At 59.6% G+C, this 25,374-nt stretch carries 20 protein-coding genes; 12 read left to right on the top strand and 8 right to left on the bottom strand.

The window, feature by feature from the left end:
- The first annotated feature begins 69 nt into the window (after positions 1–69).
- From topA to Q7W83_RS17150, 3 genes are all read left to right on the top strand, one after another.
- On the top strand, positions 70–2,697 hold the full coding sequence (gene topA, locus Q7W83_RS17160; RefSeq protein WP_150637484.1) for a type I DNA topoisomerase: 2,628 nt from the start codon (positions 70–72) through the stop codon (positions 2,695–2,697).
- 141 nt (positions 2,698–2,838) lie between these two features.
- Positions 2,839–3,363, top strand: coding sequence for a DUF6586 family protein (locus tag Q7W83_RS17155; protein ID WP_150631612.1), 525 nt, complete (start codon positions 2,839–2,841; stop codon positions 3,361–3,363).
- Between the two features lie 154 nt (positions 3,364–3,517).
- The gene (locus Q7W83_RS17150; protein ID WP_008028479.1) at positions 3,518–3,751 is read left to right on the top strand and encodes a hypothetical protein; all 234 of its coding nucleotides are present in this window, start codon (positions 3,518–3,520) and stop codon (positions 3,749–3,751) included.
- 86 nt (positions 3,752–3,837) lie between these two features.
- On the opposite strand, the gene sulA is transcribed toward Q7W83_RS17150, so the two are convergent.
- Positions 3,838–4,311 (bottom strand): SOS-induced cell division inhibitor SulA, encoded by a 474-nt coding sequence (gene sulA, locus Q7W83_RS17145; RefSeq protein WP_150631611.1) that lies wholly within the window; start codon positions 4,309–4,311, stop codon positions 3,838–3,840.
- Positions 4,312–4,321: 10 nt separating this feature from the next.
- Complete coding sequence (gene lexA / locus Q7W83_RS17140) at positions 4,322–4,930, bottom strand: transcriptional repressor LexA (RefSeq protein WP_007944149.1); 609 nt, start codon at positions 4,928–4,930, stop codon at positions 4,322–4,324.
- Between the two features lie 229 nt (positions 4,931–5,159).
- Between lexA and Q7W83_RS17135 the strand changes: the two genes are divergently transcribed.
- From Q7W83_RS17135 to Q7W83_RS17125, 3 genes are all read left to right on the top strand, one after another.
- Positions 5,160–5,867, top strand: coding sequence for a TetR/AcrR family transcriptional regulator (locus tag Q7W83_RS17135; RefSeq protein ID WP_150631610.1), 708 nt, complete (start codon positions 5,160–5,162; stop codon positions 5,865–5,867).
- A gap of 158 nt (positions 5,868–6,025) precedes the next feature.
- Positions 6,026–7,036 (top strand): beta-N-acetylhexosaminidase, encoded by a 1,011-nt coding sequence (gene nagZ, locus Q7W83_RS17130; protein WP_150631609.1) that lies wholly within the window; start codon positions 6,026–6,028, stop codon positions 7,034–7,036.
- Between the two features lie 12 nt (positions 7,037–7,048).
- Entirely contained in the window at positions 7,049–7,786 is a 738-nt protein-coding gene (locus Q7W83_RS17125) for an S-methyl-5'-thioinosine phosphorylase (RefSeq protein WP_007933168.1), read from the top strand.
- Positions 7,787–7,879: 93 nt separating this feature from the next.
- Here the strand turns inward: Q7W83_RS17125 and Q7W83_RS17120 are convergent, their stop codons facing one another.
- Genes Q7W83_RS17120 through mfd form a run of 3 tightly spaced genes read right to left on the bottom strand, consistent with a single transcriptional unit; the run spans position 7,880 to position 14,608 of the window.
- Positions 7,880–10,570: a DEAD/DEAH box helicase gene (locus tag Q7W83_RS17120; RefSeq protein ID WP_473656385.1), complete on the bottom strand. Its 2,691-nt coding sequence runs from the start codon at positions 10,568–10,570 to the stop codon at positions 7,880–7,882.
- 11 nt (positions 10,571–10,581) lie between these two features.
- Positions 10,582–11,148: a CsiV family protein gene (locus Q7W83_RS17115; protein ID WP_150654211.1), complete on the bottom strand. Its 567-nt coding sequence runs from the start codon at positions 11,146–11,148 to the stop codon at positions 10,582–10,584.
- 10 nt (positions 11,149–11,158) lie between these two features.
- Complete coding sequence (mfd, locus tag Q7W83_RS17110) at positions 11,159–14,608, bottom strand: transcription-repair coupling factor (RefSeq protein WP_473656384.1); 3,450 nt, start codon at positions 14,606–14,608, stop codon at positions 11,159–11,161.
- A 363-nt stretch (positions 14,609–14,971) separates the two neighbouring features.
- Between mfd and Q7W83_RS17105 the strand changes: the two genes are divergently transcribed.
- Positions 14,972–16,435 carry a glyceraldehyde-3-phosphate dehydrogenase gene (locus tag Q7W83_RS17105; protein WP_150631605.1) on the top strand — a complete coding sequence of 488 codons (1,464 nt, stop codon included), beginning with the start codon at positions 14,972–14,974 and terminating at the stop codon, positions 16,433–16,435.
- A gap of 172 nt (positions 16,436–16,607) precedes the next feature.
- On the opposite strand, the gene tcuC is transcribed toward Q7W83_RS17105, so the two are convergent.
- Positions 16,608–17,906 carry an MFS transporter gene (gene tcuC / locus Q7W83_RS17100; RefSeq protein WP_150631604.1) on the bottom strand — a complete coding sequence of 433 codons (1,299 nt, stop codon included), beginning with the start codon at positions 17,904–17,906 and terminating at the stop codon, positions 16,608–16,610.
- A gap of 90 nt (positions 17,907–17,996) precedes the next feature.
- Between tcuC and Q7W83_RS17095 the strand changes: the two genes are divergently transcribed.
- On the top strand, positions 17,997–19,046 hold the full coding sequence (locus tag Q7W83_RS17095; protein WP_473656383.1) for an FAD:protein FMN transferase: 1,050 nt from the start codon (positions 17,997–17,999) through the stop codon (positions 19,044–19,046).
- Positions 19,047–19,254: 208 nt separating this feature from the next.
- Positions 19,255–20,649 (top strand): Si-specific NAD(P)(+) transhydrogenase, encoded by a 1,395-nt coding sequence (sthA, locus tag Q7W83_RS17090; RefSeq protein WP_007907752.1) that lies wholly within the window; start codon positions 19,255–19,257, stop codon positions 20,647–20,649.
- A gap of 42 nt (positions 20,650–20,691) precedes the next feature.
- Here sthA and Q7W83_RS17085 read toward each other — a convergent pair whose 3' ends face one another.
- The gene (locus Q7W83_RS17085; RefSeq protein WP_150631603.1) at positions 20,692–21,414 is read right to left on the bottom strand and encodes a glycerophosphodiester phosphodiesterase; all 723 of its coding nucleotides are present in this window, start codon (positions 21,412–21,414) and stop codon (positions 20,692–20,694) included.
- Positions 21,415–21,432: 18 nt separating this feature from the next.
- Positions 21,433–22,011 (bottom strand): PilZ domain-containing protein, encoded by a 579-nt coding sequence (locus tag Q7W83_RS17080; RefSeq protein WP_150631602.1) that lies wholly within the window; start codon positions 22,009–22,011, stop codon positions 21,433–21,435.
- Positions 22,012–22,105: 94 nt separating this feature from the next.
- Here Q7W83_RS17080 and Q7W83_RS17075 point away from each other — a divergent pair, with 94 nt between their 5' ends.
- From Q7W83_RS17075 to Q7W83_RS17065, 3 genes are all read left to right on the top strand, one after another.
- Positions 22,106–23,356, top strand: coding sequence for a lipoprotein-releasing ABC transporter permease subunit (locus Q7W83_RS17075; protein ID WP_150631601.1), 1,251 nt, complete (start codon positions 22,106–22,108; stop codon positions 23,354–23,356).
- 7 nt (positions 23,357–23,363) lie between these two features.
- Positions 23,364–24,047 (top strand): lipoprotein-releasing ABC transporter ATP-binding protein LolD, encoded by a 684-nt coding sequence (gene lolD / locus Q7W83_RS17070; RefSeq protein WP_191623679.1) that lies wholly within the window; start codon positions 23,364–23,366, stop codon positions 24,045–24,047.
- 64 nt (positions 24,048–24,111) lie between these two features.
- Entirely contained in the window at positions 24,112–25,356 is a 1,245-nt protein-coding gene (locus Q7W83_RS17065; protein ID WP_150637467.1) for a lipoprotein-releasing ABC transporter permease subunit, read from the top strand.
- Positions 25,357–25,374 lie beyond the last annotated feature (18 nt).

The raw sequence follows: 25,374 nt of genomic DNA, 5'->3' as shown, positions 1-25,374 counted from the left end.
CTATATATAGCGGTGCCGCGTCAGGCGCCAACCGCCTTTCACTTCTAGAATTCAGGAATTTTCTGATCCATGGGCAAATCGCTGGTCATTGTGGAATCCCCGGCTAAGGCCAAGACCATCAACAAGTATCTGGGTAACCAATACGTGGTGAAGTCGAGTATCGGCCATATCCGAGACCTGCCCACCAGCGGTTCGGCTAGCGCCAGCAAAGAGCCAGCCGCCAAGCGCGGCAAGGCTGCCGCGGGTGAAGGTCCGGTGCTCACGCCGAAAGAGAAAGCGCGCAAGCAGCTGGTCTCGCGCATGGGTGTCGATCCCGATCATGGCTGGAAAGCCAAGTACGAGATCCTCCCGGGCAAGGAAAAGGTCATCGAGGAGCTGCGCCGGCTCGCCAAGGATGCTGACACCATCTATCTCGCAACCGACTTGGATCGCGAGGGGGAAGCCATTGCCTGGCACCTGCGCGAAGCCATCGGTGGTGATGACAGCCGCTACAAGCGCGTGGTGTTCAACGAAATCACCAAGAAGGCGATTCAGGAAGCCTTCTCCAAGCCGGGCGAGCTGGACATCGACCGTGTAAATGCCCAACAGGCGCGTCGTTTCCTCGACCGCGTGGTGGGTTACATGGTTTCGCCGCTGCTGTGGGCCAAGATCGCCCGTGGCCTGTCCGCCGGTCGTGTGCAGTCGGTTGCCGTGAAGCTGGTGGTCGAGCGTGAACGCGAAATTCGTGCGTTCAACCCGGAAGAGTACTGGGAAGTCCACGCCGACCTCGGCACCGCCAAGGGCGCCACCGTGCGCTTTGACGTGGCTCGTGAGAAAGGTGAGGCGTTCAAGCCGTTGAACGAAGCCCAGGCTATGGCCGCGCTGGAGAAGCTCAAGGCTTCCAGCTACAGCATCGTCAAGCGCGAAGACAAGCCGACCAGCAGCAAGCCGTCAGCACCGTTCATCACGTCCACCCTGCAGCAGGCGGCGAGCAACCGCCTGGGCTTCGGCGTGAAGAAAACCATGATGATGGCCCAGCGCTTGTATGAAGCCGGCTACATCACGTATATGCGTACCGACTCCACCAACCTCTCGGCCGATGCCGTGACGATGGCGCGTACTTATATTGAAGGCGAATTCGGCAAGAAGTACCTGCCGGAAACCCCGAATGTCTACAGCAGCAAGGAAGGCGCACAGGAGGCTCACGAAGCGATTCGTCCGTCCGACGCCAATACCGAGCCAAGCAAGCTGTCCGGCATGGAGCGTGATGCAGAGCGGCTCTACGAGCTGATCTGGCGCCAGTTCCTCGCCTGCCAGATGCTGCCGGCCCAATACCTGTCGACCACGGTCACCGTCGGTGCCGGCGATTTCGAGCTGCGCGCCAAGGGCCGCATCCTGAAGTTCGACGGTTACACCCGCGTCATGCCGCAAATCGCCAAGCCTGGCGATGACGACGTGCTGCCGGACATGGCCCAGGGCGATGCGATGAAGCTGATCAAGCTTGATCCGACCCAGCACTTCACCAAGCCGCCGGCGCGATACTCGGAAGCGAGCCTGGTGAAAGAAATGGAAAAACGCGGCATCGGTCGTCCTTCGACCTATGCGGCGATCATTTCGACCATCCAGGACCGCGGCTACGTTGCGCTGCATAACCGTCGTTTCTACTCGGAAAAAATGGGTGACATCGTCACCGAGCGTCTGTCCGAGAGCTTCTCCAATCTCATGGACTACGGCTTCACCGCCGGCATGGAAGAGAACCTCGATGACGTGGCCCAGGGCGAACGCGACTGGAAAAACGTGCTGGACGAGTTCTACGGCGATTTCAAGAAGAAGCTCGAAGTAGCCGAAAGCGCGGAAAACGGCATGCGTGCCAATCAGCCGGTAATGACCGACATTCCGTGCCTGACCTGTGGCCGTCCGATGCAGATCCGTACCGCATCGACCGGCGTGTTCCTCGGTTGCTCGGGATACAGCCTGCCGCCGAAAGAGCGCTGCAAGGCCACCGTCAACCTGGTGCCGGGCGATGAAATCGCCGCGGACGACGAGGGTGAATCGGAGTCGCTGGTTCTGCGTGGCAAACATCGTTGCCCAATCTGCAGCACAGCGATGGACGCGTACCTGCTCGACGAGAAGCGCAAGCTGCACATCTGCGGCAACAACCCGGATTGCGACGGCTACGAAATCGAAGAGGGCACCTATCGCATCAAGGGCTACGAAGGTCCGAGCCTGGAATGCGACAAGTGCGGCAGCGAGATGCAACTCAAGACTGGCCGTTTCGGCAAGTTCTTCGGCTGCACCAACGCAACGTGCAAGAACACCCGCAAACTGTTGAAAAGCGGTGACGCGGCGCCGCCGAAGATGGACCCGGTGAAGATGCCTGAGCTGAAATGCGAAAAGGTCAACGACACCTACATCCTGCGCGACGGGGCTTCCGGCCTGTTCCTGGCGGCTAGCCAATTTCCGAAAAACCGTGAGACGCGTGCTCCGCTGGTCATGGAGATCGTGCCGCACAAGGATGAGATCGATCCGAAGTACCACTTCCTCTGCGAAGCGCCGAAGAAGGACCCGGACGGTCTCCCTGCTGTGATCCGTTACAGCCGCAAGACCAAAGAGCAGTACGTGCAGACGGAAGTCGACGGTAAGCCGACTGGCTGGAAGGCGTATTACGACGGCGGCAAGTGGACGGTTGAAGACAAGCGTCCAGCAGCCAAAGCTTAAACAGCGCCATAAACAAAAGGCCGCATGACAACCCTCGGGTTTTCATGCGGCCTTTTTGTTTTGGGCTTGCAGTGGGCTTGGGTGATCCACGACACTGTCCGACCTGCGTGAAGCAATTATTTCGTTGTGGAGGCTGCCGTCATGGCCCACGAACTCTATACCCGTACGAACCAAAAGATTTATTTCGCCGGCCTGTCGCTGGAAGCCCTCGCCAAGGCTGAAGAGGGGCGGGCGATGAATTCCCTGGCGCTGATTCAGGCCGGGCGCGAATCGGCGTTGTTTCACTTGTACGGCGCGTTGCTGGGGCTGTGCCATGAAATTGCTGGCTTCTACCGCTTGCCTCAGGCCAATGCACCTCGGGCGGAGATGTTACTGACCCGGGAAGTGCTGGACGCCATTGCCATTCCCGAAATGGCTGAGATGGTCGAGTTGGCGCAAAACCCGGAAACCTGGCTGGCCAAGCTGTTGTCGGCTCATGCTGCGTTGTTTCAGCCACCGCGTGCGCCGCACAAGCCCAAGGGGGACGTGACGCAGCCGCTGATTCTGGCCGTTAATCTGGACGAAGAAGATTCACCGGAAGAGCTGAGTCGGGACGAGTTGGAGAGCTGGCGTCAGAACCTCAAAGGCTTGGCGATTCGTTTTCGCGAAGGGTTGAACGAGTGCTGAAGGATTGAGTGTTTGGCGGAGGGTCCAACGGACTGTCCGTTTCAGGGATGAGTGCTGTCAGAAATGTCTCTTCGTAATGGCATCTGGTCAAGATCCTGAGCGAAGCCTGTCCGATGCCTATATAATCGCCGCCTTTCGTGGAGAACAGACCTTTATGCCAACGTCCTTTCTAGAAATTGTCGAGTTACCAGACGGCCGAATCGAGCTGCGCAGGGCCGAGGACGAGGGTTCTCTGGTTACTTTGGATTTCTCTGAGGATGCCAAAGCGTTCCTGCAGGGCCAGCACGTGGAAGTCGCCAAGGCGATGTTGAGCGTCGGCGTTCAGATGGCCGGCCGCTTGGTTGAAGGTGATTTCAATACGGATGAGAGCTCACGGGTCCTTCATTGATCCCGTTCGTCGCTTTTTCTTGATACCGCTACACACCGGCTTCTCTATCCTTGGAGAAGCCCCGCGCTGTGCAGTGAATGCATCGTTTAGCCCAATCGAATGTTCAGACTTTGTGCGTCCCCGGTCCGGGCGGCGCTGATCAACTGTTGCCGTGAAGTGGTGCTCAGTGGATTGAGCCAGCTGACAACAGTGTGGCTGCGGCCCAGGCGCAAGGCTTCGCAGGTCAGCTGTTGTGCGCTCTGGGTGCCGCGCGGTTGCAGCAGCAGAATGCGTTCACGATTCAGGCCGGCATCTCGCAACCAGGTTTGCGTCAGGCTGGCGGGCGGGGCGATCAATGTCAGCCAGCGCGCGTCCTGATCCTCACTCAATTCCCTGAGTATCGGTGCAAGAAGACTCAGGCAGTTCCCGGCCGCACCACGCAATGACAGTTCACTGAAAACTTCAGGTTCGGCGCTCCACGGCGACTCGACCACATCCTTCAGAATCGGCGCCATCGGCTGCACCATGAACGCCTCGAACAACGGCAGTTGGGCTTGCTGTGGTGTGTGTGGGAACTGCATAAAGCCTCCTTTAGCGGCGAATGACGCCGACACTCAAGCCTTCGATCACCAGTTCCTGATCTTTCAGGTTCACTTCGATAGGGGCGAATTCAGGGTTTTCGGCAATCAACCAGACTTTGCTACCGTCGCGCTTGAAGCGTTTGACCGTCACTTCGTCGCCAATCCGCGCAACCACGATCTGGCCGTTGCGGGCTTCGCGGGTGGTGTGGACGGCCAGCAGGTCGCCGTCGAAAATGCCCACGTCCTTCATGCTCATGCCGTGAACACGCAGTAAATAATCGGCACGAGGATGGAAGAAGGCAGGGTTGATGTTGCAGGATTCTTCGATGTGCTGCTGGGCAAGGATCGGCGCACCAGCAGCCACTCGGCCAATGATGGGCAGGGTGGATTCGTCGGCCTTGGCTTCGAAGCCAGGGATGCGAATGCCGCGGGATGCGCCCGGCGTCATCTCGATCGCACCCTTGCGAGCCAGCGCCTTGAGGTGTTCTTCCGCCGCATTTGGCGATTTGAAACCCAGTTCCTGAGCGATTTCCGCGCGGGTCGGCGGGTAGCCGTTGTCTTCCAGGCAGCGTTTGATAAAGGCCAGAATCTCGGCTTGGCGTGGCGTCAGCTTTAGCATATTGATCGCTCTGTCTTTTTATACAGTGACTGGGATTATATACAGTGAAAGCGACTTGGCAATGCCCCTTTTTTTGCCGGCCGCCGGACGGTCGATCAGCCTGCTGATTAAAGCGTCGACGTTGTATGGTTAAATAGCTGACCGACCATTCCCAAAACGAACCGCTAGGCTTGACAAGGCTTGGGCTGAAACGTATGTTTCAAACAAGTGTTTGTCAGGCGGAGTAGCCATGGCCCAGTCGGAAACCGTTGAACGCATTCTTGATGCTGCCGAGCAGTTGTTCGCGGAAAAAGGTTTCGCAGAAACCTCGTTGCGTCTGATCACCAGCAAGGCCGGTGTCAATCTGGCGGCGGTGAACTATCACTTCGGGTCGAAGAAGGCGCTGATTCAAGCCGTCTTCTCGCGCTTTCTCGGGCCGTTCTGTTTAAGCCTTGATAAAGAGCTGGAGCGGCGTCAGGCCAAGCCCGAAAACAAACCGACGCTTGAAGAGCTGTTGGAAATCCTCGTCGAGCAAGCCCTGGTGGTACAGCCACGCAGCGGCAACGACCTGTCGATTTTCATGCGTTTGCTGGGGTTGGCGTTCAGTCAGAGTCAGGGGCACCTGCGTCGTTATCTGGAAGACATGTACGGCAAGGTGTTCCGTCGCTACATGATGCTGGTCAACGAAGCCGCGCCGCGCATTCCGCCGATCGAGCTGTTCTGGCGTGTGCACTTCATGCTGGGTGCTGCGGCGTTCAGCATGTCCGGCATCAAGGCCTTGCGCGCGATTGCCGAAACCGATTTCGGCGTCAACACCTCCATTGAGCAAGTCATGCGCCTGATGGTGCCATTCCTGGCTGCTGGCATGCGTGCCGAAACCGGCGTGACCGACACGGCCATGGCCAGCGCGCAATTGCGTCCGCGCAGCAAATCGACACAGGTTGCCGCCAAGGTTTAACCGCGCACGGGTGGGCGCGGCAGCTGACATCCGCTAAGCTAGCCGCCCATGCCGAATCTCGTTCTGAACCTGCCCCCCATTGATATCGCCGACCTGCCGGGCCCAGCCCATGGCGGCGAACGCGTGCGAGCCGGGTTAATCGTTATCAAGGAATCTCTATGACTGCTGGCCTGCAAGGCTCGTTGATGGTGGACGTCGCCGGTACCTGGCTGACGGCTGAAGATCGCCAATTGTTACGCCAACCGGAAGTGGGCGGCCTGATCATTTTTGCCCGCAACATCGAACACCCGCGTCAGGTGCGCGAACTGAGCGCCGCAATCCGTGCCGTTCGACCTGATCTGCTGCTGGCAGTGGATCAGGAGGGCGGTCGCGTGCAGCGCCTGCGCCAGGGCTTCGTGCGCCTGCCGGCCATGCGCGCCATTGCCGACAACCCGAACGCCGAATACCTGGCCGAGCAGTGTGGCTGGATCATGGCTACCGAAGTGTTGGCCGTCGGCCTCGATCTGAGCTTTGCCCCGGTGCTGGATCTGGATTACCAGCGCAGCGCCGTGGTCGGCACCCGTTCGTTCGAAGGGGACCCGGAGCGTGCCGCGCTGCTGGCGGGCGCATTTATCCGCGGTATGAACAGCGCCGGCATGGCCGCCACCGGTAAACACTTCCCCGGTCATGGCTGGGCGGAGGCGGACTCTCACGTCGCGATCCCGAATGACGAGCGCAGCCTCGACGAGATCCGCGCCAACGATCTGGTGCCGTTCGCCAGGCTGAGCAAGCAACTGGCCGCTGTCATGCCGGCCCACGTTATTTACCCGCAAGTCGATTCCCAGCCGGCCGGCTTTTCTCGTCGCTGGTTGCAGGACATCCTTCGCGGCGAGTTGCAGTTCGACGGCGTAATCTTCAGCGACGACCTGTCGATGGCCGGGGCTCACGTGGTCGGCGATGCGGCCAGCCGTATCGAAGCCGCGTTGACCGCTGGCTGCGACATGGGTCTGGTGTGCAACGATCGCGCCGCTGCGGAACTGGCGCTGAGTGCCGCCCAGCGTCTGAAGGTCAAGCCGTCCGAGCGCATTGCGCGAATGCGCGGCCAGTCGTACGCCAGCACCGAATACCGCCAGGATCCGCGCTGGCTGACAGCCATTGGCGCGCTCAAAGACGCTCAACTGATTGAATAAGGAATTTACGTTATGACGGTTTACGCGATTATCGGTGGTACCGGCCTGACTCAACTGGAAGGTCTGAGCATTCGTCAGTCACTGGCTGTGGACACCCCTTACGGCGCACCTTCGGCCGAGGTGCAGATCGGTGAGTATGCCGGCAAGGAAGTGCTGTTTCTCGCGCGTCATGGTCATCCGCACCGTTTCCCGCCACATCAGGTGAACTACCGCGCCAATCTCTGGGCGTTGAAACAGGCCGGTGCCGAAGCGATCCTTGCGGTCAACGCCGTGGGCGGCATTCATGCCGCGATGGGCACCGGGCATTTCTGTGTGCCACATCAGCTGATCGACTACACCAGCGGTCGCGAACACACCTATTTTGCCGATGACCTGGAGCAGGTCACCCACATCGACTTCAGCTATCCCTACAGCGAACCGCTGCGCCAGCAATTGATTGCGGCATTGGCGGCTGAAGGCGTTGGCTACAGCAGTCATGGTGTGTATGCCTGCACGCAGGGACCGCGCCTGGAAACGGTTGCGGAGATTGCGCGACTGGAGCGCGACGGTTGCGACATCGTCGGCATGACCGGCATGCCGGAAGCGGCATTGGCGCGTGAGCTGGAACTGGATTACGCGTGCCTGGCGCTGGTGGTGAACCCGGCGGCGGGCAAGTCGACGGCAGTGATTACCATGGCCGAGATCGAGCAGGCGCTGCATGACGGGATGGGCAAGGTGAAATCGACGTTGGCGCGGGTGTTGAAGGGCTGAACGATCGTTACACCGAGTTGACCTTATCGCTGGCAAGCCAGCTCCTGCATGTCTCGCGTTAACCTCTGTAGGAGCTGGCTTGCCAGCGCGCAACTACTTGTCGATTTTCTCCGGCAGCGGCGCAAACAACGCTTCAATATCATCACTCTGCAGTTTCCAGTCCCCGGTCTTGCGCCCATCCAGAACGCCCGCTGCCAGGTCGGATTTTTCCTTCTGCAGGTGCTGGATTTTCTCCTCCACCGTGCCCCGGGCAATCATCTTGTAAACGAACACCGGTTTCTCCTGGCCAATGCGATACGCGCGGTCAGTCGCCTGGTTTTCTGTCGCCGGGTTCCACCACGGGTCGTAGTGAATCACCGTATCCGCTTCCGTCAGGTTCAAGCCAACACCGCCTGCCTTCAAGCTGATCAGAAAAATCTGACGCTTGCCGCTCTGGAAGTCCTTCACCGGCGAACGTCTGTCGCGGGTCTGTCCGGTCAGCAGCGCATACTCCACGCCGCGCTTCTTCAGTTCGACTTCGATCAGCGCAAGCATCGAAGTGAACTGCGAAAACAGCAGAATCCGTCGACCTTCCTCGAACAATTCCTCGAGCATTTCCATCAGGCTGTCGAGCTTGCCCGAGGTACTTCCGCGAGCCGGCAGCGCAGCGTCGTTTACCAGGCGCAAATCGCAACACACCTGACGCAGCTTCAGCAGCGCTTCCAGAATGATGATCTGGCTGCGTGCCACGCCTTTGCGGGTGATTTCGTCGCGGACTTTCTTGTCCATCGCCAAGCGCATGGTTTCGTACACATCGCGTTGGGCTTCGTTGAGCTCGACCCAATGGATGATTTCAGTTTTCGGTGGTAATTCCGTCGCTACCTGTTCTTTTGTCCGGCGCAACAGGAACGGTTTGATCCTGTCGTTGAGGTGTTGAAGTCGTACTTCGCTGGCACGCTTTTCAATCGGCACGCGGTAATCTCGGTTGAAGCTCTTCACGTCGCCGAGCCAGCCGGGCAGCAGGAAGTGAAACAACGACCACAGCTCACCCAGATGGTTTTCCAGTGGCGTACCACTCAGGCACAAACGCTGGCGTGCGTTCAGCTCCCGCGCAGCGTGGGCGGCCTTGCTGTTGGGGTTCTTGATGTATTGCGCCTCGTCCAGTACCAGCACGTGCAGCGGCTGTGCGGCCAGGCGCTCGACGTCTTTGGGCAGCAATGCATAGGTGGTCAGGATCAGGTCGTAATCGGACAGGCTGTCGAAATGCTTTTTACGACTGGCGCCGTACAGTGCCAGCACTTTCAGTTGTGGCGTGAAGTGCGCCGCTTCGTCGAGCCAGTTGGGGATCAGGCTGGTGGGCATCACCACCATGCACGGCCGATCGAGGCGTCCAGCGTTTTTCTCTATAAGAACATGCGCCAAGGTTTGTAAGGTTTTGCCCAGGCCCATGTCATCCGCGAGAATTCCGCCAACCTCCAGTTGCCGCAACGACTGCATCCAGCTCAAGCCTTCCAGTTGATAGGGGCGCAAGGTCGCGTTCAGGCCTTCCGGAGCCGTCGCGGTGTAGTCCTTGATGTCCCGCAGACGCTGGGCAAAGCTGCGCATTTGTTCGCCACCTTCCCAGAGCAGCGGCAGGTCTTCCAGCGGATTCAAACGCGTCGCGTCGGCCTTGCTCAGGCGCAGCGTGGTTTCGCCGGGCTCTTGCAGGTAGAACTCGCCGAGGGTCGCCAATACCGGTTTCAAGCGGCCGAAGGGCAGGGCGACTTGCAGGGGGCCGTGCTCGGAGTTCGGGCGATTGGGGATGTTCACCAAAATCAATTCATCGTCGCGACGTCGTGCGAGGCGTTCCGGGTTGAGGATCTCGGTGTGGGAACGCATCAGGTTCAACAGGATCGGCAGCAGGCTTAACCGCTCGCCGTTGACGATGATCCCCAGTTCCAGATCAAACCAGTCGCGCTCCGGTGCCTGTTCGACGGTGGCGTACCAGTCGTCCACGGCGGTCAGGTCGAACCCGAAATCCTCATCGATCTGCAGCTCCCAGCCTTGGGTGCGCAGCTTCGGCAACTCATTGAGCGTGAAGGTCAGCCAGGCGCTGTCATTGACCATCTCATAGAGTTCGCCGGCACTTTCCGGCAAGGCTTTGCTTTGCCGGGTAGCGATCTTGAAGCCGAGGATTCGTAACTGTTCCCTGTAGGCCTGTTCGACTTCCGGGTGGCGCTTTATCCGTAATGTCTGCGTTTCCTGACGAATCAGGATGTCGGCATTTTTCTGGCCGCAGACGTATTCATCCAGATAGCTGAAGGACAACGCGGCGCGATGCTGGATATAACGCTGCATCTTGCCGTTGCGCGGCTCGAAGGCACTGAACTCGATACTCGCCAGCCACAGGCGCGGTACCGGTTGCACATTGTCCACCAGCACTTGCGGCGGCGCCTTCGGGCTGCGGTTTTCCAGTACGGCCTGAAGTTTTTCCAGCAGCTCGGCATCTTGCGCGGCGGCGGGGTAGGCGAGGGTTTCCTGCACTTTCAGCAGCACCGCTGCGCAATGTTTGCAGTTGCTGCGAACCGGGCAGGTGCACGTGGCGTCGACCATCAGCAAGGTGGCTTTGGCCGACTCGCGCAGGCGAATGGTCTGACGGTAAACGTTACCGCCAGAGCCTTCGCAGGCGGCAATGATGGTGGCGTCGCCAGCCTCGACGATCCTGACACGATTCTCCAGCGCGTAGCGTCGGCCACGTTCCAGGCTCTGTTCCTTGAATCGGCTGACCCAGGAAGGCGCCAGGGGTTTGCTCAGGGTCGGGGGCATAAGGACTTCAATCAGTCCGGAATTTCATCGGGGACTGGCCGAGGTGCGGGTGCTGTCAGCGAGGTGATCTTGATCAGCATTCCGAGATGACCGGCGTCGAGGAAATTCAGCTGTCCGTTTTTGGTATGGCTTTCTGTTTTCAGGCGTTCACTGGCAGTGACCAGGCCATTGGCGTCGATCTGGTTGACCCAGAAGTCGGCGTCAACGTCGGTGAAGCGTCCCAGTTTCAGGTTCAGCGTGCCCTCGATGGGGTACTGGCCGAACTGTTCCTTGCCATCGCTGATTGCAATTTTACTGGCTTGTTCGCCGAGGTTCTGCTGCCAGGCCTTGTGCAGCAACACCGTGTATTCTTTGCTGGCGGTGAGTTTTTCCACTTCGCCATTCAGGCTTGGCGTGCGCAGGCTGTCCTTGCTGATGGGTTGGGCACCGGCAGCCCAGTCTTCGGGCGCGGCTTTGCTGACTATGGCTGGCACAGCGTTCTGCCGGACCAGAATCATTTCAATCTGATACAGGTCATCGGCATACGCCAGGGGGGCGGCCAGGGTCATCAGCAAAGTCAGTGAGCGAAACAGGCGCATGCGGCGTCCTTCAAGCAGTTTTCGGAATGAGGCATTCAAGCAGTGCCTCTACAGTATTAAAGCGCTCTTCCGGGCGCTCCATCGGCACCATGAATTTAAACATCGTGGCACCTTCGAATTTGTAGCGTTTAGGCTGGCCCTGAATCAGTTTGATCAGCGTCAGCGGATCGACGGGTGTCTGCGCCGCGAATTCGATTCGACCGCCTTGCGGGCCGCCGTCGACTTTCTTGATGCCCAGCATTTCGGCCTGCAACTTCAGCGCCGTGATGCGCATCAGGTTCTTGGTCGGCTCCGGCAGCAGGCCGAAGCGATCGATCATCTCCACTTGCAGGTCCTTCAGGCCATCCTCATCGGTGGCCGAGGCGATGCGTTTGTAGAGAATCAGTCGGGCATGCACGTCCGGCAAGTAGTCTTCTGGGATCAATGCCGGTACACGCAAATTGACTTCGGGACCACCGCCCAGCGGCTGATCGAGATTTGGCTGTTCACCCTTGCGGATCGACTTCACCGCACGTTCGAGCATCTCCATATACAAGGTGAAACCGACGGCCTGGATCTGCCCGCTCTGACCGTCGCCGAGCAGTTCGCCGGCGCCACGGATTTCCAGGTCGTTGGTGGCGAGCACGAAGCCTGCGCCAAGGTCCTGGGTGTTGGCGATCGCTTCCAGACGCTTTTCTGCGTCCGGGGTGATTTGCTGGCGCGGCGGTGTCAGCAAATAAGCATAGGCCTGGTGGTGGCTGCGACCGACGCGGCCGCGCAACTGGTGCAGCTGCGCCAGACCGAATTTGTCGGCACGCTCGATGATGATGGTGTTGGCGCTCGGCACGTCGATGCCGGTCTCGATGATGGTCGAGGCGATCAGTACGTTGAAGCGCTTGTGGTAGAAATCGCTCATCACCTGTTCGAGATCGCGTTCGCGCATCTGCCCGTGGCCGATGCCGATCCGTGCCTCCGGCACCAGCTCGGCGAGGTCGGCGGCGCATTTCTCGATGGTCTTCACGTCGTTGTGCAGGTAGTAGACCTGGCCGCCACGCAGCAGCTCCCGCAGCAGCGCCTCTTTGACCGTGCTCTTGTTCTGCTCCATGACGAAGGTCCGCACCGACAGGCGACGGGCCGGCGGCGTGGCGATGATCGACAGGTCACGCATGCCCGACACCGCCATGTTCAGCGTGCGCGGAATTGGCGTAGCGGTCAGGGTCAGGATGTCGACTTCGCTGCGCAGGGCCTTGAGCTGTTCTTTCTGGCGGACACCGAAACGGTGCTCTTCGTCGATGATCACCAGCCCGAGGTTTTTGATCTTCACGTCGTCTTGCAGCAGTTTGTGCGTACCGATGACGATGTCGATCTTGCCTTCGGCGAGGTCGGCCACCGCAGCGTTGACTTCCTTGGTCGATTTGAAGCGGCTCATCACTTCCACGGTTACCGGCCAATCGGCAAAGCGGTCGCGGAAGCTGTTGTAGTGCTGCTGGGCGAGCAGAGTGGTCGGCACCAGGATCGCCACCTGACGACCACCGTGCACCGCAATGAACGCTGCGCGCATCGCCACTTCTGTTTTGCCGAAACCGACGTCGCCACAGACCAGTCGGTCCATTGGCTTGGGTGCGAGCATGTCGGCGCGCACTGCTTCGATGGTGGTTTGCTGGTCCGGAGTTTCTTCGAACGGGAACCCGGCGCTGAACGTGGCGTAATCGGCTTTCGGATCTTCGAAGGCATACCCTTCGCGAGCAGCGCGGCGGGCATAGATGTCGAGCAATTCGGCCGCCACATCGCGCACCTGTTCAGCGGCTTTGCGTTTGGCTTTCTGCCAGGTTTCCGAGCCGAGGCGATGCAACGGAGCCAGGGCATCGTCGCTGCCGGTGTAGCGGGCGATCAGGTGCAGGTTGGCCACCGGTACGTACAGCTTGGCGCCTTCGGCGTATTGCAGGGTCAGGAACTCGGCGGCCTGATCGTCGATTTCCAGCGTCGCCAATCCGAGGTAGCGGCCAACGCCGTGATCGATGTGGACCACCGGCGCGCCTTCGCGCAGCTCGGTGAGGTTTTTGATCACGGCGTCGTTGTTGGCGTCGGCGCGTTTTTCACGGCGACGGCGCTGCATCACGCGCTGACCGAACAAGGGACTTTCGGCGATCAGCGCCAGGGCCGGGTCGTCGAGCACCAGACCTTCGTCGAGGGGGGCAATGGTGATCGCCAAACGTTCCTTGCTCGCGACGAAGTCGGGCCAGCTGTCGACGGTTTTCGGTCGCAGCTTCAGGCGTTCGAGCAGTTCCAACAGCACTTCCCGACGACCCGCGGATTCGGCGGTGAACAGCACGCGACCGGGGAACTCGTCGAGGAAACCGGCCAGCGCCGCCAGTGGTTGCGTTGCCTTGGCCTCGATGGCCAGGTTCGGCAGCTCCCGCGCCGGGAAGCGCTCGCGGCCGACGCCGGTTTCAACGTCCTGTTGGCTGGCAACGACGCGCGGCCAGTTCTTGAGGCGGGCAAAGCAATCTTCCACCGGCAGGAACAACTCGGCCGGCGGTAATAAAGGACGGGACGGATCGACGCGGCGCTCTTCATAACGATTGCGCACATCGTTCCAGAAATTTTCCGCCGCCTGTTCAATGCCCGGCAGCGAAAACACTTGCGTGTCCTGGGGCAGGTAATCGAACAGCGTGGACGTTTCGTCGAAGAACAACGGCAGGTAGTACTCGATACCCGCCGGTGTAATTCCGCTGCTCAGGTCCTGGAAGATCGGGCAGCGGCGGAAGTCGACGTCGAAGCGCTCACGGAAGCGCGCCTTGAAGCGGGTGACCGCATCTTTTTGCAGGGGGAATTCGCGAGCCGGCAACAAGCGGACGGTGTCGACTTTATCGATGGAGCGCTGGTTTTCCGGATCAAAGGTACGCAACGTTTCGATTTCGTCATCGAACAGGTCGATGCGGAAGGGCAGTTTGCTGCCCATCGGGAACAGATCGATCAGCGAGCCGCGGACGGTGAATTCGCCGTGCTCGTACACCGTGTCGACGTAGCGATAGCCGCTGGCTTCGAGTCGGGTGCGCATTTGCTCGACGTCGAGCTTTTGCCCGACATCCAGAACCAGGCTGCTGCCGAGCAGGAATTTGGTCGGCGCCAGGCGGTGCAACGCTGTTGTGATCGGCACTACCAGCACGCCATGGCTCAGTTCGGGCAACCGATAAAGGGCGGCGATGCGCTGGGAAATGATGTCCTGGTGTGGCGAAAACAGATCGTAGGGCAGGGTTTCCCAATCCGGGAAATGCAGCACCGGCAAATCCGGGGCGAAGAAGCTCAGCTCCTGTTCCAGCCGTTCGGCGCTTTGGCTGTCGGCGGTCAGCAGCAAGGTAAAGCGCTTGGCAGCGCTGGCGGCCTCGGCGATGGCCAGGCTCAGGGCGGCACCGGGCAGGTTGCCCCAGTGCTGTTTACCTGCCGCGGCAGGGAGAAGCGGTAGACGCAGAACGGGCACGGAAGGTTGAGCTCCAAGCGTTGCGACAAAGTCGGTAATTGTAGCGGCCCCGGGTGCCGCCTGTCAGTTGCTGACTGTGTCTATTACGCAGGTTTAGCGAAATGTAGTGGTAAAGACAAAAAACGCCGGTTTTTTGCTGAAAATTACCGATTATGTAGTGGCATAACGGTCGAGTGTTACGGAGGGTTACGGACAAGACAGCGGTGTCTCCAAAAAACTGACTGCGCTGAAAGCCGCGGTTTTACTGGGCTTTGGCGGTGCGTAATTTTTTTGAAGAGGAATTTGTTACGGATCGCACGACAGGCGCGCATTGCTACGAGAGGCACTCGGCGGCATAATGTAGCCCCTTTTTTCTGCCCCTACATGTGGAAGGTTCCCGTGACTCAGAAGCCCGACCAGTGTCTTGGTGAATGGATCGACCGTGAAGCACTCGCAGAAGCGATGATTCCGCTTATCGGTCAGCTCTACCGCAATAACAACGTGGTGAGCTCGATCTATGGCCGCAGCCTGATCAACCAGTCTGTCATCGCGATTCTCAAAGCTCACCGCTTTGCTCGCCATCGTTCTTCCGACGATAGCGAACTCTCCGTCCACGAAACATTCCCTCTGCTTAAAGCCATGAGCGAGCTCAAGCTCGGCGCGGCTTCGGTAGACTTGGGCAAGTTGGCGTTCAAATTCCGCGTCGAAGGCAATGGCCGCACTGCCGAGCAGTTCGTCCGTGAAGCATTGGCTGACGTGGTTGGCCAGCAAAACGCTTCCGCTCGCAAAGGCACTGACGTTGTTCTGTACGGCTTCGGTCGTATCGGCCGTCTGCTGGCGCGCATCCTGATCGAAAAAACCGGTGGCGGCGACGGCCTGCGCCTGCGTGCCATCGTGGTGCGCAAAGGCGCCGAGAACGACCTGGTCAAGCGCGCAAGCCTGTTGCGTCGCGATTCGGTACACGGTCCGTTCAACGGCACCATCGTCATCGACGAAGAAAACAACACCATCACCGCCAACGGTAACCTGATCCAGGTGATCTACGCGAAGAACCCGACCGAGGTGGATTACACCCAGTACGGCATCAAAGACGCGCTGCTGGTGGACAATACCGGTGTATGGCGTGACGCCGAGGGCCTGGGCCAGCACCTGGCCTGCCCGGGTATCGACCGCGTTGTTCTGACCGCGCCTGGCAAGGGCAAGCTGAAGAACATCGTTCACGGCATCAACCACAGTGAAATCACCGCTGAAGACAAGATCGTGTCCGCCGCTTCCTGCACCACCAACGCCATCGTGCCGGTGCTCAAGGCTGTGAATGACAAGTTCGGCATCATCAACGGTCACGTCGAAACCGTTCACTCGTACACCAACGACCAGAACCTGATCGACAACTTCCACAAGGGCGATCGCCGTGGCCGTAGCGCCGCGCTGAACATGGTCATCACCGAGACCGGTGCTGCCACCGCTGCTGCCAAGGCCCTGCCTGAGCTGGCTGGCAAGCTGACCGGTAACGCGATCCGTGTTCCGACGCCAAACGTGTCGATGGCTATTCTCAACCTGAACCTTGAGAAAGCCGCCACCCGTGAAGAGATGAACGAGTACCTGCGCTACATGGCGCTGCACTCCGATCTGCACAAGCAAATCGACTTCGTCAATTCGCAGGAAGTGGTTTCCACCGACTTCGTTGGCTCGCGCCACGCAGGTGTTGTGGACGCCGAAGCAACCATCACCCAAGACAACCGCGTTGTTCTGTACGTTTGGTACGACAACGAATTCGGTTACAGCTGCCAGGTGGTTCGCGTGATGGAAGACATGGCCGGTGTAAATCCGCCAGCGTTCCCGCGCTAAGCCTTAGCTGCACATGAAAACGCCCCGACTTTGGTCGGGGCGTTTTTGTTTGCGTGTCTGTTGGATCGTTGTTGCCAGCACCGGCCTCATCGCTAGCAGGCTAGCGCCCACAGGGGGCTTGTGAACGCCACAGATCCAGTGTGGGAGCTAGCCTGCTAGCGATGGCGATCTATCAGGCGCCACCGACCACCGCTGCTTGCGCAGTCCGCAGTTCATGCCGATTGCCCTTAAACAACACCAACGTCGCAATCAACCCCAGCACCGCCGCGCCACTCAGCCAGATCCCCGGCGCAGCCTTGTTATCCAGCACGTGAATCAGGTACGTACAGGCTGCGGGCGTAAACCCGCCAAAGGTCGCCGTCGCCAGGCTGTAGGCCAAAGAGAAGCCGGTCGTACGAACTTCCACCGGCATGATCTCGGTCAGCGCCACGACCATGGCACCGTTGTACGAGCCATACAGGAACGACAACCACAACTCGACGATCAGCAAATGGCTGAAACTCGGGTTCGCCACCAACCACGACAGGGCTGGGTAGGCGGTGAGAATTGCCAGAATGGTCGCCGCGAGAAGTAAAGGTTTTCGTCCGATTTTGTCGGACACAGCACCCATCACCGGCAGCCAGAAAAAGTTCGACAGGCCGATGCAGACCGTTACCAGCAACGCATCCATATCGGACAAATGCAGTTCGGCCTTGCCAAAGGTAGGGGTATAGGCGGTGATCAGGTAAAACGACACGGTCGTCATCACCACCAATGCCATGCCGGCGAGGACAATGCCAAAGTTCTGACCGATCGAGCGAACAATCTCCTGCAGGGTAGGGCGATGTTTTCGTGCCTGGAACTCAGGGGTTTCTTCCAGCGAACGGCGAATCACGAAGATCACCGGTACGATCATGCAGCCGATCAGGAACGGCACGCGCCAGCCCCAGTCGCCCATTTCTTCCGGGCTGAGCCAATGGTTCAAGACAACCCCCAACAGGCCGGCGAAAACCACCGCTGCTTGCTGACTGGCGGACTGCCAACTGACGAAGAAACCCTTGCGGCCCGGTGTGGAAATCTCGGCGAGATACACCGATACACCGCCCAACTCCACGCCTGCCGAGAAACCTTGCAACAGGCGGCCGAACAGTACGAGCAGCGGCGCGGCCACGCCCAGTGTGGCGTAACCCGGCACGCAGGCAATCAACACCGTGCCGGCGGCCATCATCGCGAGGGTGATGATCAACCCTTTGCGGCGACCATGACGGTCGATGTAGGCACCGAGGAAAATCGCACCCAGCGGACGCATTAGGAAACCGGCCCCGAAAGTGGCCAGAGACAGCATCAGTGAAGCAAACGCGCTATCGGCGGGAAAGAAGGTTTTGGCGATGGCCGTCGCGTAAAAGCCATAGACCATGAAGTCGAACATTTCGAGAAAGTTACCGCTGACAACGCGAAAAATCGCTTTGCCTTTGCTCGTGCTGGAAGACATTTGTAGATACTCACTCTGGTAAATCTTGTTTGAAAGCGCTGCAGCTGTGGGTATGAGCAGGCCTCGCTCCAATGCGCGCTGAAGCCCATAATGGCGGGAGCGGTTTTGAAGGGAGATGAAGATTTGTTAACTGGACGGTTGAGTGGATTTCTGGTGTTGGCCGGCGTTTTATCCGGTTGCGGTAACGGCGACAGCCTGGAACGCTTCGACGGCCCGACCATGGGCAGTCGTTATTCCATTCAATACGTAAGGCATGCCTCCACGCCTGGGCCGAAAGCGGTACAGGCCGAAGTGGAAAATATCCTCGCCGAAGTGGATCGACAATTCTCGACCTATCGCAGCGACTCGGACACCGAGCGCTTCAACGCACTGCCGGCCGGCCGCTGTCAGGTCATGCCTGGCCCGGTACTCGAATTGGTCCGCGTCGGCGAGCGATTGTCCTCGCAAAGCGAAGGCTCCTACGACCTGACGGTGGAGCCGCTGCTCAACCTCTGGGGATTTGGCCCGCAGGCGCGTGAGGAAAAAGTCCCGAGCGCCCAAGCGCTGGCCGAGGTGCAGCAGCGCGTCGGCCACAGCCACTTGCGCATCGACGGGGACCGGTTGTGCAAGGATGCCGCGGTCGAGGTCGACTTCAACAGCATCGCTGCCGGTTACGCGGTCGACACGATTGCCGCAAAACTTGAAGCGATGGGCATCCACGACTACCTTGCTGAAGCCACCGGCGAACTCAAGGCTGTCGGAAAAAAACTCGACGGCTCGCCGTGGCGCATCGCCCTGGAAGAGCCCCGTGATGACGAGCAAGTAGCCGAGCGCATCATCGCCGTCGACGGCTACGGCGTGTCCACCTCCGGTGACTACCGTAACTATTTCGAGCAGGGTGGTCGGCGCTATTCCCACACCTTCGATGCCCGCACTGGCACACCGGTCCTACACACCCTGGCATCAGTCACGGTCATTCATCCTTCAGCGTTGATGGCCGATGGCTTATCGACGCTGTTGCTGATTCTCGGTCCTGAACGGGGTTGGGACTATGCCGAAACTCACAACATCGGTGCATTCTTTGTGATTCGTGCCGATACAGGTTTCGTCATACGCACCAATCAGGCTTTTGAACGCCTCAGTGGCGGCAAAACCGAATGATTACGGTGATTCGCGCATTGAAAACTGGCGTTGTAGTGCAGGCAAAAGTAGCCTACGACGCGACCAAGGGTTAATGTGCGCGGCGTTGACGCTTCTATAGACTGTGTCCGGGTTCTGCACTGGCCCCAAATTGTTCCTTCACGCCGCAGATTCGGCGTGATTTAGCCGCAGGTGCCGAGGGCGCCGCGGCCTGTTCTGAGGAGTACGCATGGCTGTCTACAACTACGACGTGGTGGTGCTGGGTTCCGGCCCGGCGGGAGAAGGCGCGGCAATGAACGCCGCCAAAGCAGGGCGCAAGGTGGCGATGGTCGACAGCCGTCGCCAGGTCGGCGGCAACTGCACCCACCTGGGCACCATTCCGTCCAAGGCACTGCGTCACTCGGTCCGGCAGATCATGCAGTTCAACACCAACCCGATGTTCCGGGCCATTGGTGAGCCGCGCTGGTTCTCTTTTCCGGACGTGCTGAAAAGCGCCGAGAAAGTCATTTCCAAGCAAGTCGCTTCGCGCACTGGCTACTATGCCCGTAACCGCGTCGACGTGTTCTTCGGCACCGGTAGTTTCGCCGACGAGCAAACCATCGAAGTGGTCTGCGCCAACGGTGTGGTCGAGAAGCTTGTCGCCAAGCACATCATCATTGCCACCGGCTCGCGTCCTTATCGCCCGGCGGACATCGACTTCCATCACCCGCGTATCTACGATAGCGACACCATCCTCAGCCTCGGCCACACCCCGCGCAAACTCATCGTTTACGGCGCTGGCGTGATCGGTTGCGAATACGCATCGATCTTCAGCGGTCTGGGCGTATTGGTAGAGCTGGTAGACAACCGCGGTCAGCTGCTGAGCTTCCTCGACTCGGAAATTTCCCAGGCGCTGAGCTATCACTTCAGCAACAACAACATCACGGTTCGCCACAACGAAGACTATGACCGCGTCGAAGGCGTGGACAATGGCGTGATCCTGCACCTCAAGTCCGGCAAGAAGATCAAGGCCGACGCCTTGCTCTGGTGCAACGGCCGTACCGGTAACACCGACCAGCTGGGTCTGGAAAATATCGGCGTCAAGGTCAACAGCCGTGGCCAGATCGAAGTCGATGAGGCCTACCGCACCTGCGTACCGAACATCTACGGTGCCGGCGACGTGATTGGCTGGCCGAGCCTGGCCAGCGCTGCCCACGACCAGGGGCGTTCGGCCGCTGGCAGCATTGTCGATAACAACAGCTGGCGCTTCGTGAATGACGTGCCGACCGGCATCTACACCATTCCGGAGATCAGCTCGATCGGCAAGAACGAGCAGGAGTTGACGCAGGCCAAGGTGCCGTACGAAGTCGGCAAGGCGTTCTTCAAGAGCATGGCGCGTGCGCAGATTGCCGGCGAGCCTCAAGGCATGCTGAAAATCCTGTTCCACCGCGAGACGCTGGAAGTACTGGGCGTTCACTGCTTCGGTTATCAGGCGTCGGAGATCGTGCACATCGGTCAGGCGATCATGAGCCAGCCGGGTGAGTTGAACACGCTGAAGTACTTCGTCAACACGACGTTCAACTACCCGACCATGGCCGAAGCCTATCGGGTAGCGGCGTACGATGGCCTCAACCGGCTTTTTTGAGCGGCTCCGGCCGGTGGCCTGAGCCGGCCGGGGAGACCGATTTCAGCAATTCTCGAGCGTGGCAATGGCCAAACCGGGAAAGTCTGTAATCAGGCTGTCAACGCCGAAGTCGGCGAGTCTGCGCATCAGCGCGGGCTCGTTGACTGTCCATACCGACACATGCAGCCCCTGACGCTGCGCCTTCTGCAGGCGTTCCGGCGTACACAGGGTCCAGTTCAGCGCCAGAATCTCACAGCCGTAGCTTTGCGCGACCTTCAACGGGTCGAGCCAGGCGTATTCGGCCACCAGTCCACGGGACACGTCCGGCACCAGGTCCAGCGCGGCTTTCAGCACTTCACGCGAGCTTGATGTGATGGTTACCTTGTCGAGCAGGCCGTGACGCACGGCCATTTCACGAATCGCGAGCACGGTGGTTGCGGCGCGGGTGCGTGATGCGCTTTTGACTTCCAGCTGCCAGTGTTCGAAATCGCATTTCTCGAACAACTCTTCCAGGGTGGGGATCGGGCACGGTTTGATCCAGCCCGGGCCGCCCTTGCGCGCGTCGTAGGTCACCAGCTCGGCGGCCGTGTGCTCGACCACCTTGCCGCGTCGGTCGGTGGTGCGCTTGAGCGTCGGGTCGTGGATGACCATCAGCTCGCCGTCCATGGACAGGTGCAGGTCCAGTTCGCAACGGCGCACGCCGTGCTTGAGGCATTGCTGAAAGCTGTTCAGCGTGTTTTCCGGTGCTTCGCCCTTGGCGCCGCGATGGCCGTAGATGAGGGTCACGGTTCTTCCTTAAAAAAATTAAAGGCCTGATTCGTTTTCGCGGGCCAGGCGTCGTTCCTGGGCCTGCTTTTGCAGAATGTAGCGGGCCAGCAGTTGGCGCTGGGCGTCGGTCGGGCGTTCGAACTCGGTGCCGATGTCGAAGCCTTCACCTTTGCGATCGCAATGGGTGACCCGGGCCCGCAGCAACAGGCCGAGGGCTTGCGGCATCAGCACCAGTTTTACCGACAGGTGAGTGCCTGCTGCGATAGCGGTCGGATACAGGAAGTCGATGCCACCTTCCGAGATGATCACTGGCTGTGGCTCGCCTATCTGCCCGAGCACAGTGATGGCGATCACCTGGCTGAGCAGATCGATGCGTTTGTTCTGGGATTTCAGGAATGCCGCGAGGTTGCGGTCGCGTTCACTGATCTGGCGCAGCAGGTGTTGCGACTCGAATTCGCTCAGGTGCAGTTCGCTGAGCAAGTTGAAGAGTGGGGAAGCATCCTGCAACACTTCCTGGCCTGCGGCTTCGGGAGCGGACAGGGGCCGAATTTCCAGTGCGATCGTGTCCTCGATACGGTAGTATTCGCGGCGATCTTCTTCATCTAATGTCGACATGGCGAACCCATGGTAGCGGCGGTGGTCTGAGTGTAAAGCTGGTTATCGACCCCCGCCACAAGGACGTTCCTTTTCCCTCCGAACAAGCCCCGACATGTTCAGACCTCTCTTCGTATTTATTGGCACGCGTTATACCCGTGCAAAGCGTCGCAATCATTTTGTGTCGTTCATTTCCCTGACTTCGATGATCGGTCTTGCCCTCGGCGTGATCGTGATGATTGTCGTGCTGTCGGTCATGAACGGTTTCGATCATGAGATGCGCACGCGCGTGCTGGGCATGGTGCCCCACGCGACCATCGAGTCCGGTGAGCCGATCAGCGACTGGCAAGGCCTCGCCGCCAAGGTCAAGCAAAACCCGCAGGTGACGGCCGTGGCGCCGTTTACGCAGATGCAGGGTTTGCTGACCAACAATGGCAAGGTCTCCAAGGTGCTGCTCAATGCCATCGACCCGGCGCTGGAGCGCCAGGTGTCGATCATTGACAAGTTCATGCTGCAGGGCAAACTCGACGACCTCGCACCGGGCAGTTTCGGCATCGTCATCGGCGACAAGGCGGCCGCCAAGCTCGGCGCGGCCATCGGCGACAAGCTGACCTTTGTTGCACCGGAAGTCACCGTGACCCCGGCCGGCATGTTTCCGCGCATGAAACGCTTTACCGTAGTCGGCATTTTCCATGTCGGCGCCGGTGAGATCGACGGTTACCTGGGTGTGACCAACCTGCAGGACCTGGCGAAGCTGCATCGCTGGAAACCGGATCAGGTGCAGGGCATCCGCTTGAAGTTCGACGACCTGTTCCAGGCGCCGCGCACGGCGTGGACCATCGCCCAGCAGCTCGGCGAAGACCATTTCTACGCCCGCGACTGGACCCGCACCCACGGCAATTTGTATCAGGCGATCCGCATGGAAAAAGCCATGATCGGTTTACTGTTGCTGCTGATCGTTGCCGTGGCCGCGTTCAACATCATTTCCACGCTGGTGATGGTGGTGAACGACAAGAAGGGCGACATCGCCATTCTGCGCACCCTTGGCGCCACGCCGCGTTCGATCATGGCGATCTTCATGGTCCAGGGCACCGTTATCGGCGTGTTCGGCACGCTGATCGGCGCCGTGGTCGGGATCTTCGCCGCGCTGAACGTCAGCGCCGCGATCTCGGCGCTCGAAGGCCTGATCGGACACAAGTTCCTCAACGCCGACGTGTACTTCATCGATTACCTGCCGTCGCAAGTGCAGAGCCAGGATGTGTTGATGGTCTGCGCCGCCGCGTTGGTCCTGAGTTTCCTCGCCACCCTGTATCCAGCCTGGCGTGCCGCGCGCACCCAGCCTGCGGAGGCGCTACGTTATGAGTGAGTCGGGCATGAGTGATAAAGCAATCTTGAGCTGCCGCAACCTGGGCAAATCCTACGAGGAGGGTCCGGAGTCGGTAGAGGTGTTGGCCGGTCTGCAACTGGAGCTGCATCCCGGTGAGCGCGTGGCGATTGTCGGCACCTCGGGTTCGGGCAAAAGTACCTTGCTCAACCTGCTGGGCGGCCTTGATACGCCGACCAAGGGCAGTGTCTGGCTCGCCGGTGAAGAGCTGTCGGCACTCAGCGAGAAGAATCGCGGTCTGTTGCGCAATCGGTCGCTGGGGTTTGTTTACCAGTTCCACCATTTGCTGCCGGAATTCACCGCGCTGGAAAACGTCTGCATGCCGCTGCTGATCGGCAAGACCGCCATCCCGGAAGCGCGCCAGCGTGCGACGGCGTTGTTGGAGCGGGTAGGGTTGGGCCATCGCCTGGAACACAAACCGGCGGAATTGTCCGGTGGCGAACGTCAACGCGTGGCTATCGCCCGCGCGCTGGTGAACAAGCCAGGCCTGGTGATGCTCGACGAGCCGACCGGCAACCTCGACTCCCACACCGCCCAGGGCATTCAGGATTTGATGCTGGAACTCAGCACCTCGATGCGCACGGCGTTTCTGGTGGTGACCCACGACATGAACCTGGCTCGCCAGATGGATCGCGTCCTGCATTTGCAGGAAGGTTGCCTGACGCCTATCTGATTGGTCGAAACCCGATGTCTGAAAAGACATCGGGTCTTTTTGTTTTTATACGGTGCCCCAGCGAATGTTCAGACCGTTATCGATCTTTATCGGCACGCGCTATACCCGCGCCAAGCGCCGCAATCGCTTTGTTTCGTTCATCTCGATGACCTCGATGATCGGCCTCGCCCTCGGCGTGCTGGCGATGATCGTGGTGTTGTCGGTCATGAACGGCTTCCAGCGCGAAATGAGCTCGCGCATCCTCGGCATGGTGCCTCATGCGACCATCGTCGGCGTGAACCCGATCGACGATTGGCAGCCGGTGGCCGCCGCCGCGATGAAGAACCCGGAAGTCACCGCCGCCGTGCCGTTCACCGAAATGGAGGGCATGCTCTCCTATAAAGGCACGATGCAGCCGATTCAGGTCAGTGGCGTCGATCCGGCGCTGGAAGGCAAGGTCTCGATCGTTGCCCAGCACATTGTCCAGGGGCGTCTCGATGCCTTGAAACCGGGCGAGTTCGGTGTAGTGATCGGTGAGATCACAGCAAGACGTTTCCGCTTGAATGTTGGCGACAAAATCACCCTGATTGTGCCGGAAGTCAGCACCGCACCGGGCGGGATCACCCCGCGCATGCAGCGGCTGAATGTGGTGGGTGTGTTCAAGGTCGGTGCTGAGCTGGATGGCTCGATGGCGCTGATCCACGTCGCCGATGCCGCGCAGATGCAACATTGGGAACCGAATCAGGTGCAGAGCGTGCGCCTGGCGGTGAAGGATCTGTACGCGGCGCCGCAGGTTTCCAGCGATATCGCTGGCGGCTTGGGCGCGGCGTACAAGGCTGACGACTGGACTCACACCCAGGGCAGTCTGTTCAGTGCGATGAAAATGGAAAAAACCATGATCGGCCTGCTGTTGCTGATGATCGTTGCAGTGGCGGCGTTCAACATCATCGCGACCCTGATCATGGTGGTGAACGACAAGGGCGCGGACATCGCGATCCTGCGCACCATCGGCGCTACGCCACGGCAGATCATGGCGATCTTCATGGTCCAGGGCACGGTGATTGGGGTGGTCGGCACTTTGATCGGCGGCGTGCTCGGCGTGATTGCAGCGCTGAACGTCAGTGAGCTGGTGGGCTGGGTGGAGCGGGTCAGCGGGCAGCATATCTTCAGTTCTGACGTGTATTTCGTCAGCAACCTGCCTTCGGAATTGCAGGGCGGGGATGTATTGTTGATCTGCTCGGCCGGGTTTGTGTTGAGCTTCCTTGCCACGGTTTATCCTGCGTGGCGGGCGGCGAAGATCGAGCCGGCTCACGCGTTGCGGTATTCGTAAGCCTTAAGACCGCCATCG

This window comes from Pseudomonas sp. 300, assembly GCF_055803035.1.
This window is presented reverse-complemented; position numbering and strand designations above follow the sequence as displayed.

Coding starts and splice junctions, on each gene's coding strand:
- Q7W83_RS17095 (WP_473656383.1), top strand. CDS start 17,997: ATGGCGGGAGCGGTTTTGAAGGGAGATGAAGATTTGTTAACTGGACGG.
- Q7W83_RS17065 (WP_150637467.1), top strand. CDS start 24,112: ATGTTCAGACCGTTATCGATCTTTATCGGCACGCGCTATACCCGCGCC.
- Q7W83_RS17105 (WP_150631605.1), top strand. CDS start 14,972: ATGTGGAAGGTTCCCGTGACTCAGAAGCCCGACCAGTGTCTTGGTGAA.
- nagZ (WP_150631609.1), top strand. CDS start 6,026: ATGACTGCTGGCCTGCAAGGCTCGTTGATGGTGGACGTCGCCGGTACC.
- Q7W83_RS17155 (WP_150631612.1), top strand. CDS start 2,839: ATGGCCCACGAACTCTATACCCGTACGAACCAAAAGATTTATTTCGCC.
- lolD (WP_191623679.1), top strand. CDS start 23,364: ATGAGTGATAAAGCAATCTTGAGCTGCCGCAACCTGGGCAAATCCTAC.
- Q7W83_RS17135 (WP_150631610.1), top strand. CDS start 5,160: ATGGCCCAGTCGGAAACCGTTGAACGCATTCTTGATGCTGCCGAGCAG.
- lexA (WP_007944149.1), bottom strand. CDS start 4,930: ATGCTAAAGCTGACGCCACGCCAAGCCGAGATTCTGGCCTTTATCAAA.
- tcuC (WP_150631604.1), bottom strand. CDS start 17,906: ATGTCTTCCAGCACGAGCAAAGGCAAAGCGATTTTTCGCGTTGTCAGC.
- topA (WP_150637484.1), top strand. CDS start 70: ATGGGCAAATCGCTGGTCATTGTGGAATCCCCGGCTAAGGCCAAGACC.
- sulA (WP_150631611.1), bottom strand. CDS start 4,311: ATGCAGTTCCCACACACACCACAGCAAGCCCAACTGCCGTTGTTCGAG.
- Q7W83_RS17150 (WP_008028479.1), top strand. CDS start 3,518: ATGCCAACGTCCTTTCTAGAAATTGTCGAGTTACCAGACGGCCGAATC.
- Q7W83_RS17120 (WP_473656385.1), bottom strand. CDS start 10,570: ATGCCCCCGACCCTGAGCAAACCCCTGGCGCCTTCCTGGGTCAGCCGA.
- Q7W83_RS17115 (WP_150654211.1), bottom strand. CDS start 11,148: ATGCGCCTGTTTCGCTCACTGACTTTGCTGATGACCCTGGCCGCCCCC.
- Q7W83_RS17075 (WP_150631601.1), top strand. CDS start 22,106: ATGTTCAGACCTCTCTTCGTATTTATTGGCACGCGTTATACCCGTGCA.
- Q7W83_RS17080 (WP_150631602.1), bottom strand. CDS start 22,011: ATGTCGACATTAGATGAAGAAGATCGCCGCGAATACTACCGTATCGAG.
- Q7W83_RS17125 (WP_007933168.1), top strand. CDS start 7,049: ATGACGGTTTACGCGATTATCGGTGGTACCGGCCTGACTCAACTGGAA.
- sthA (WP_007907752.1), top strand. CDS start 19,255: ATGGCTGTCTACAACTACGACGTGGTGGTGCTGGGTTCCGGCCCGGCG.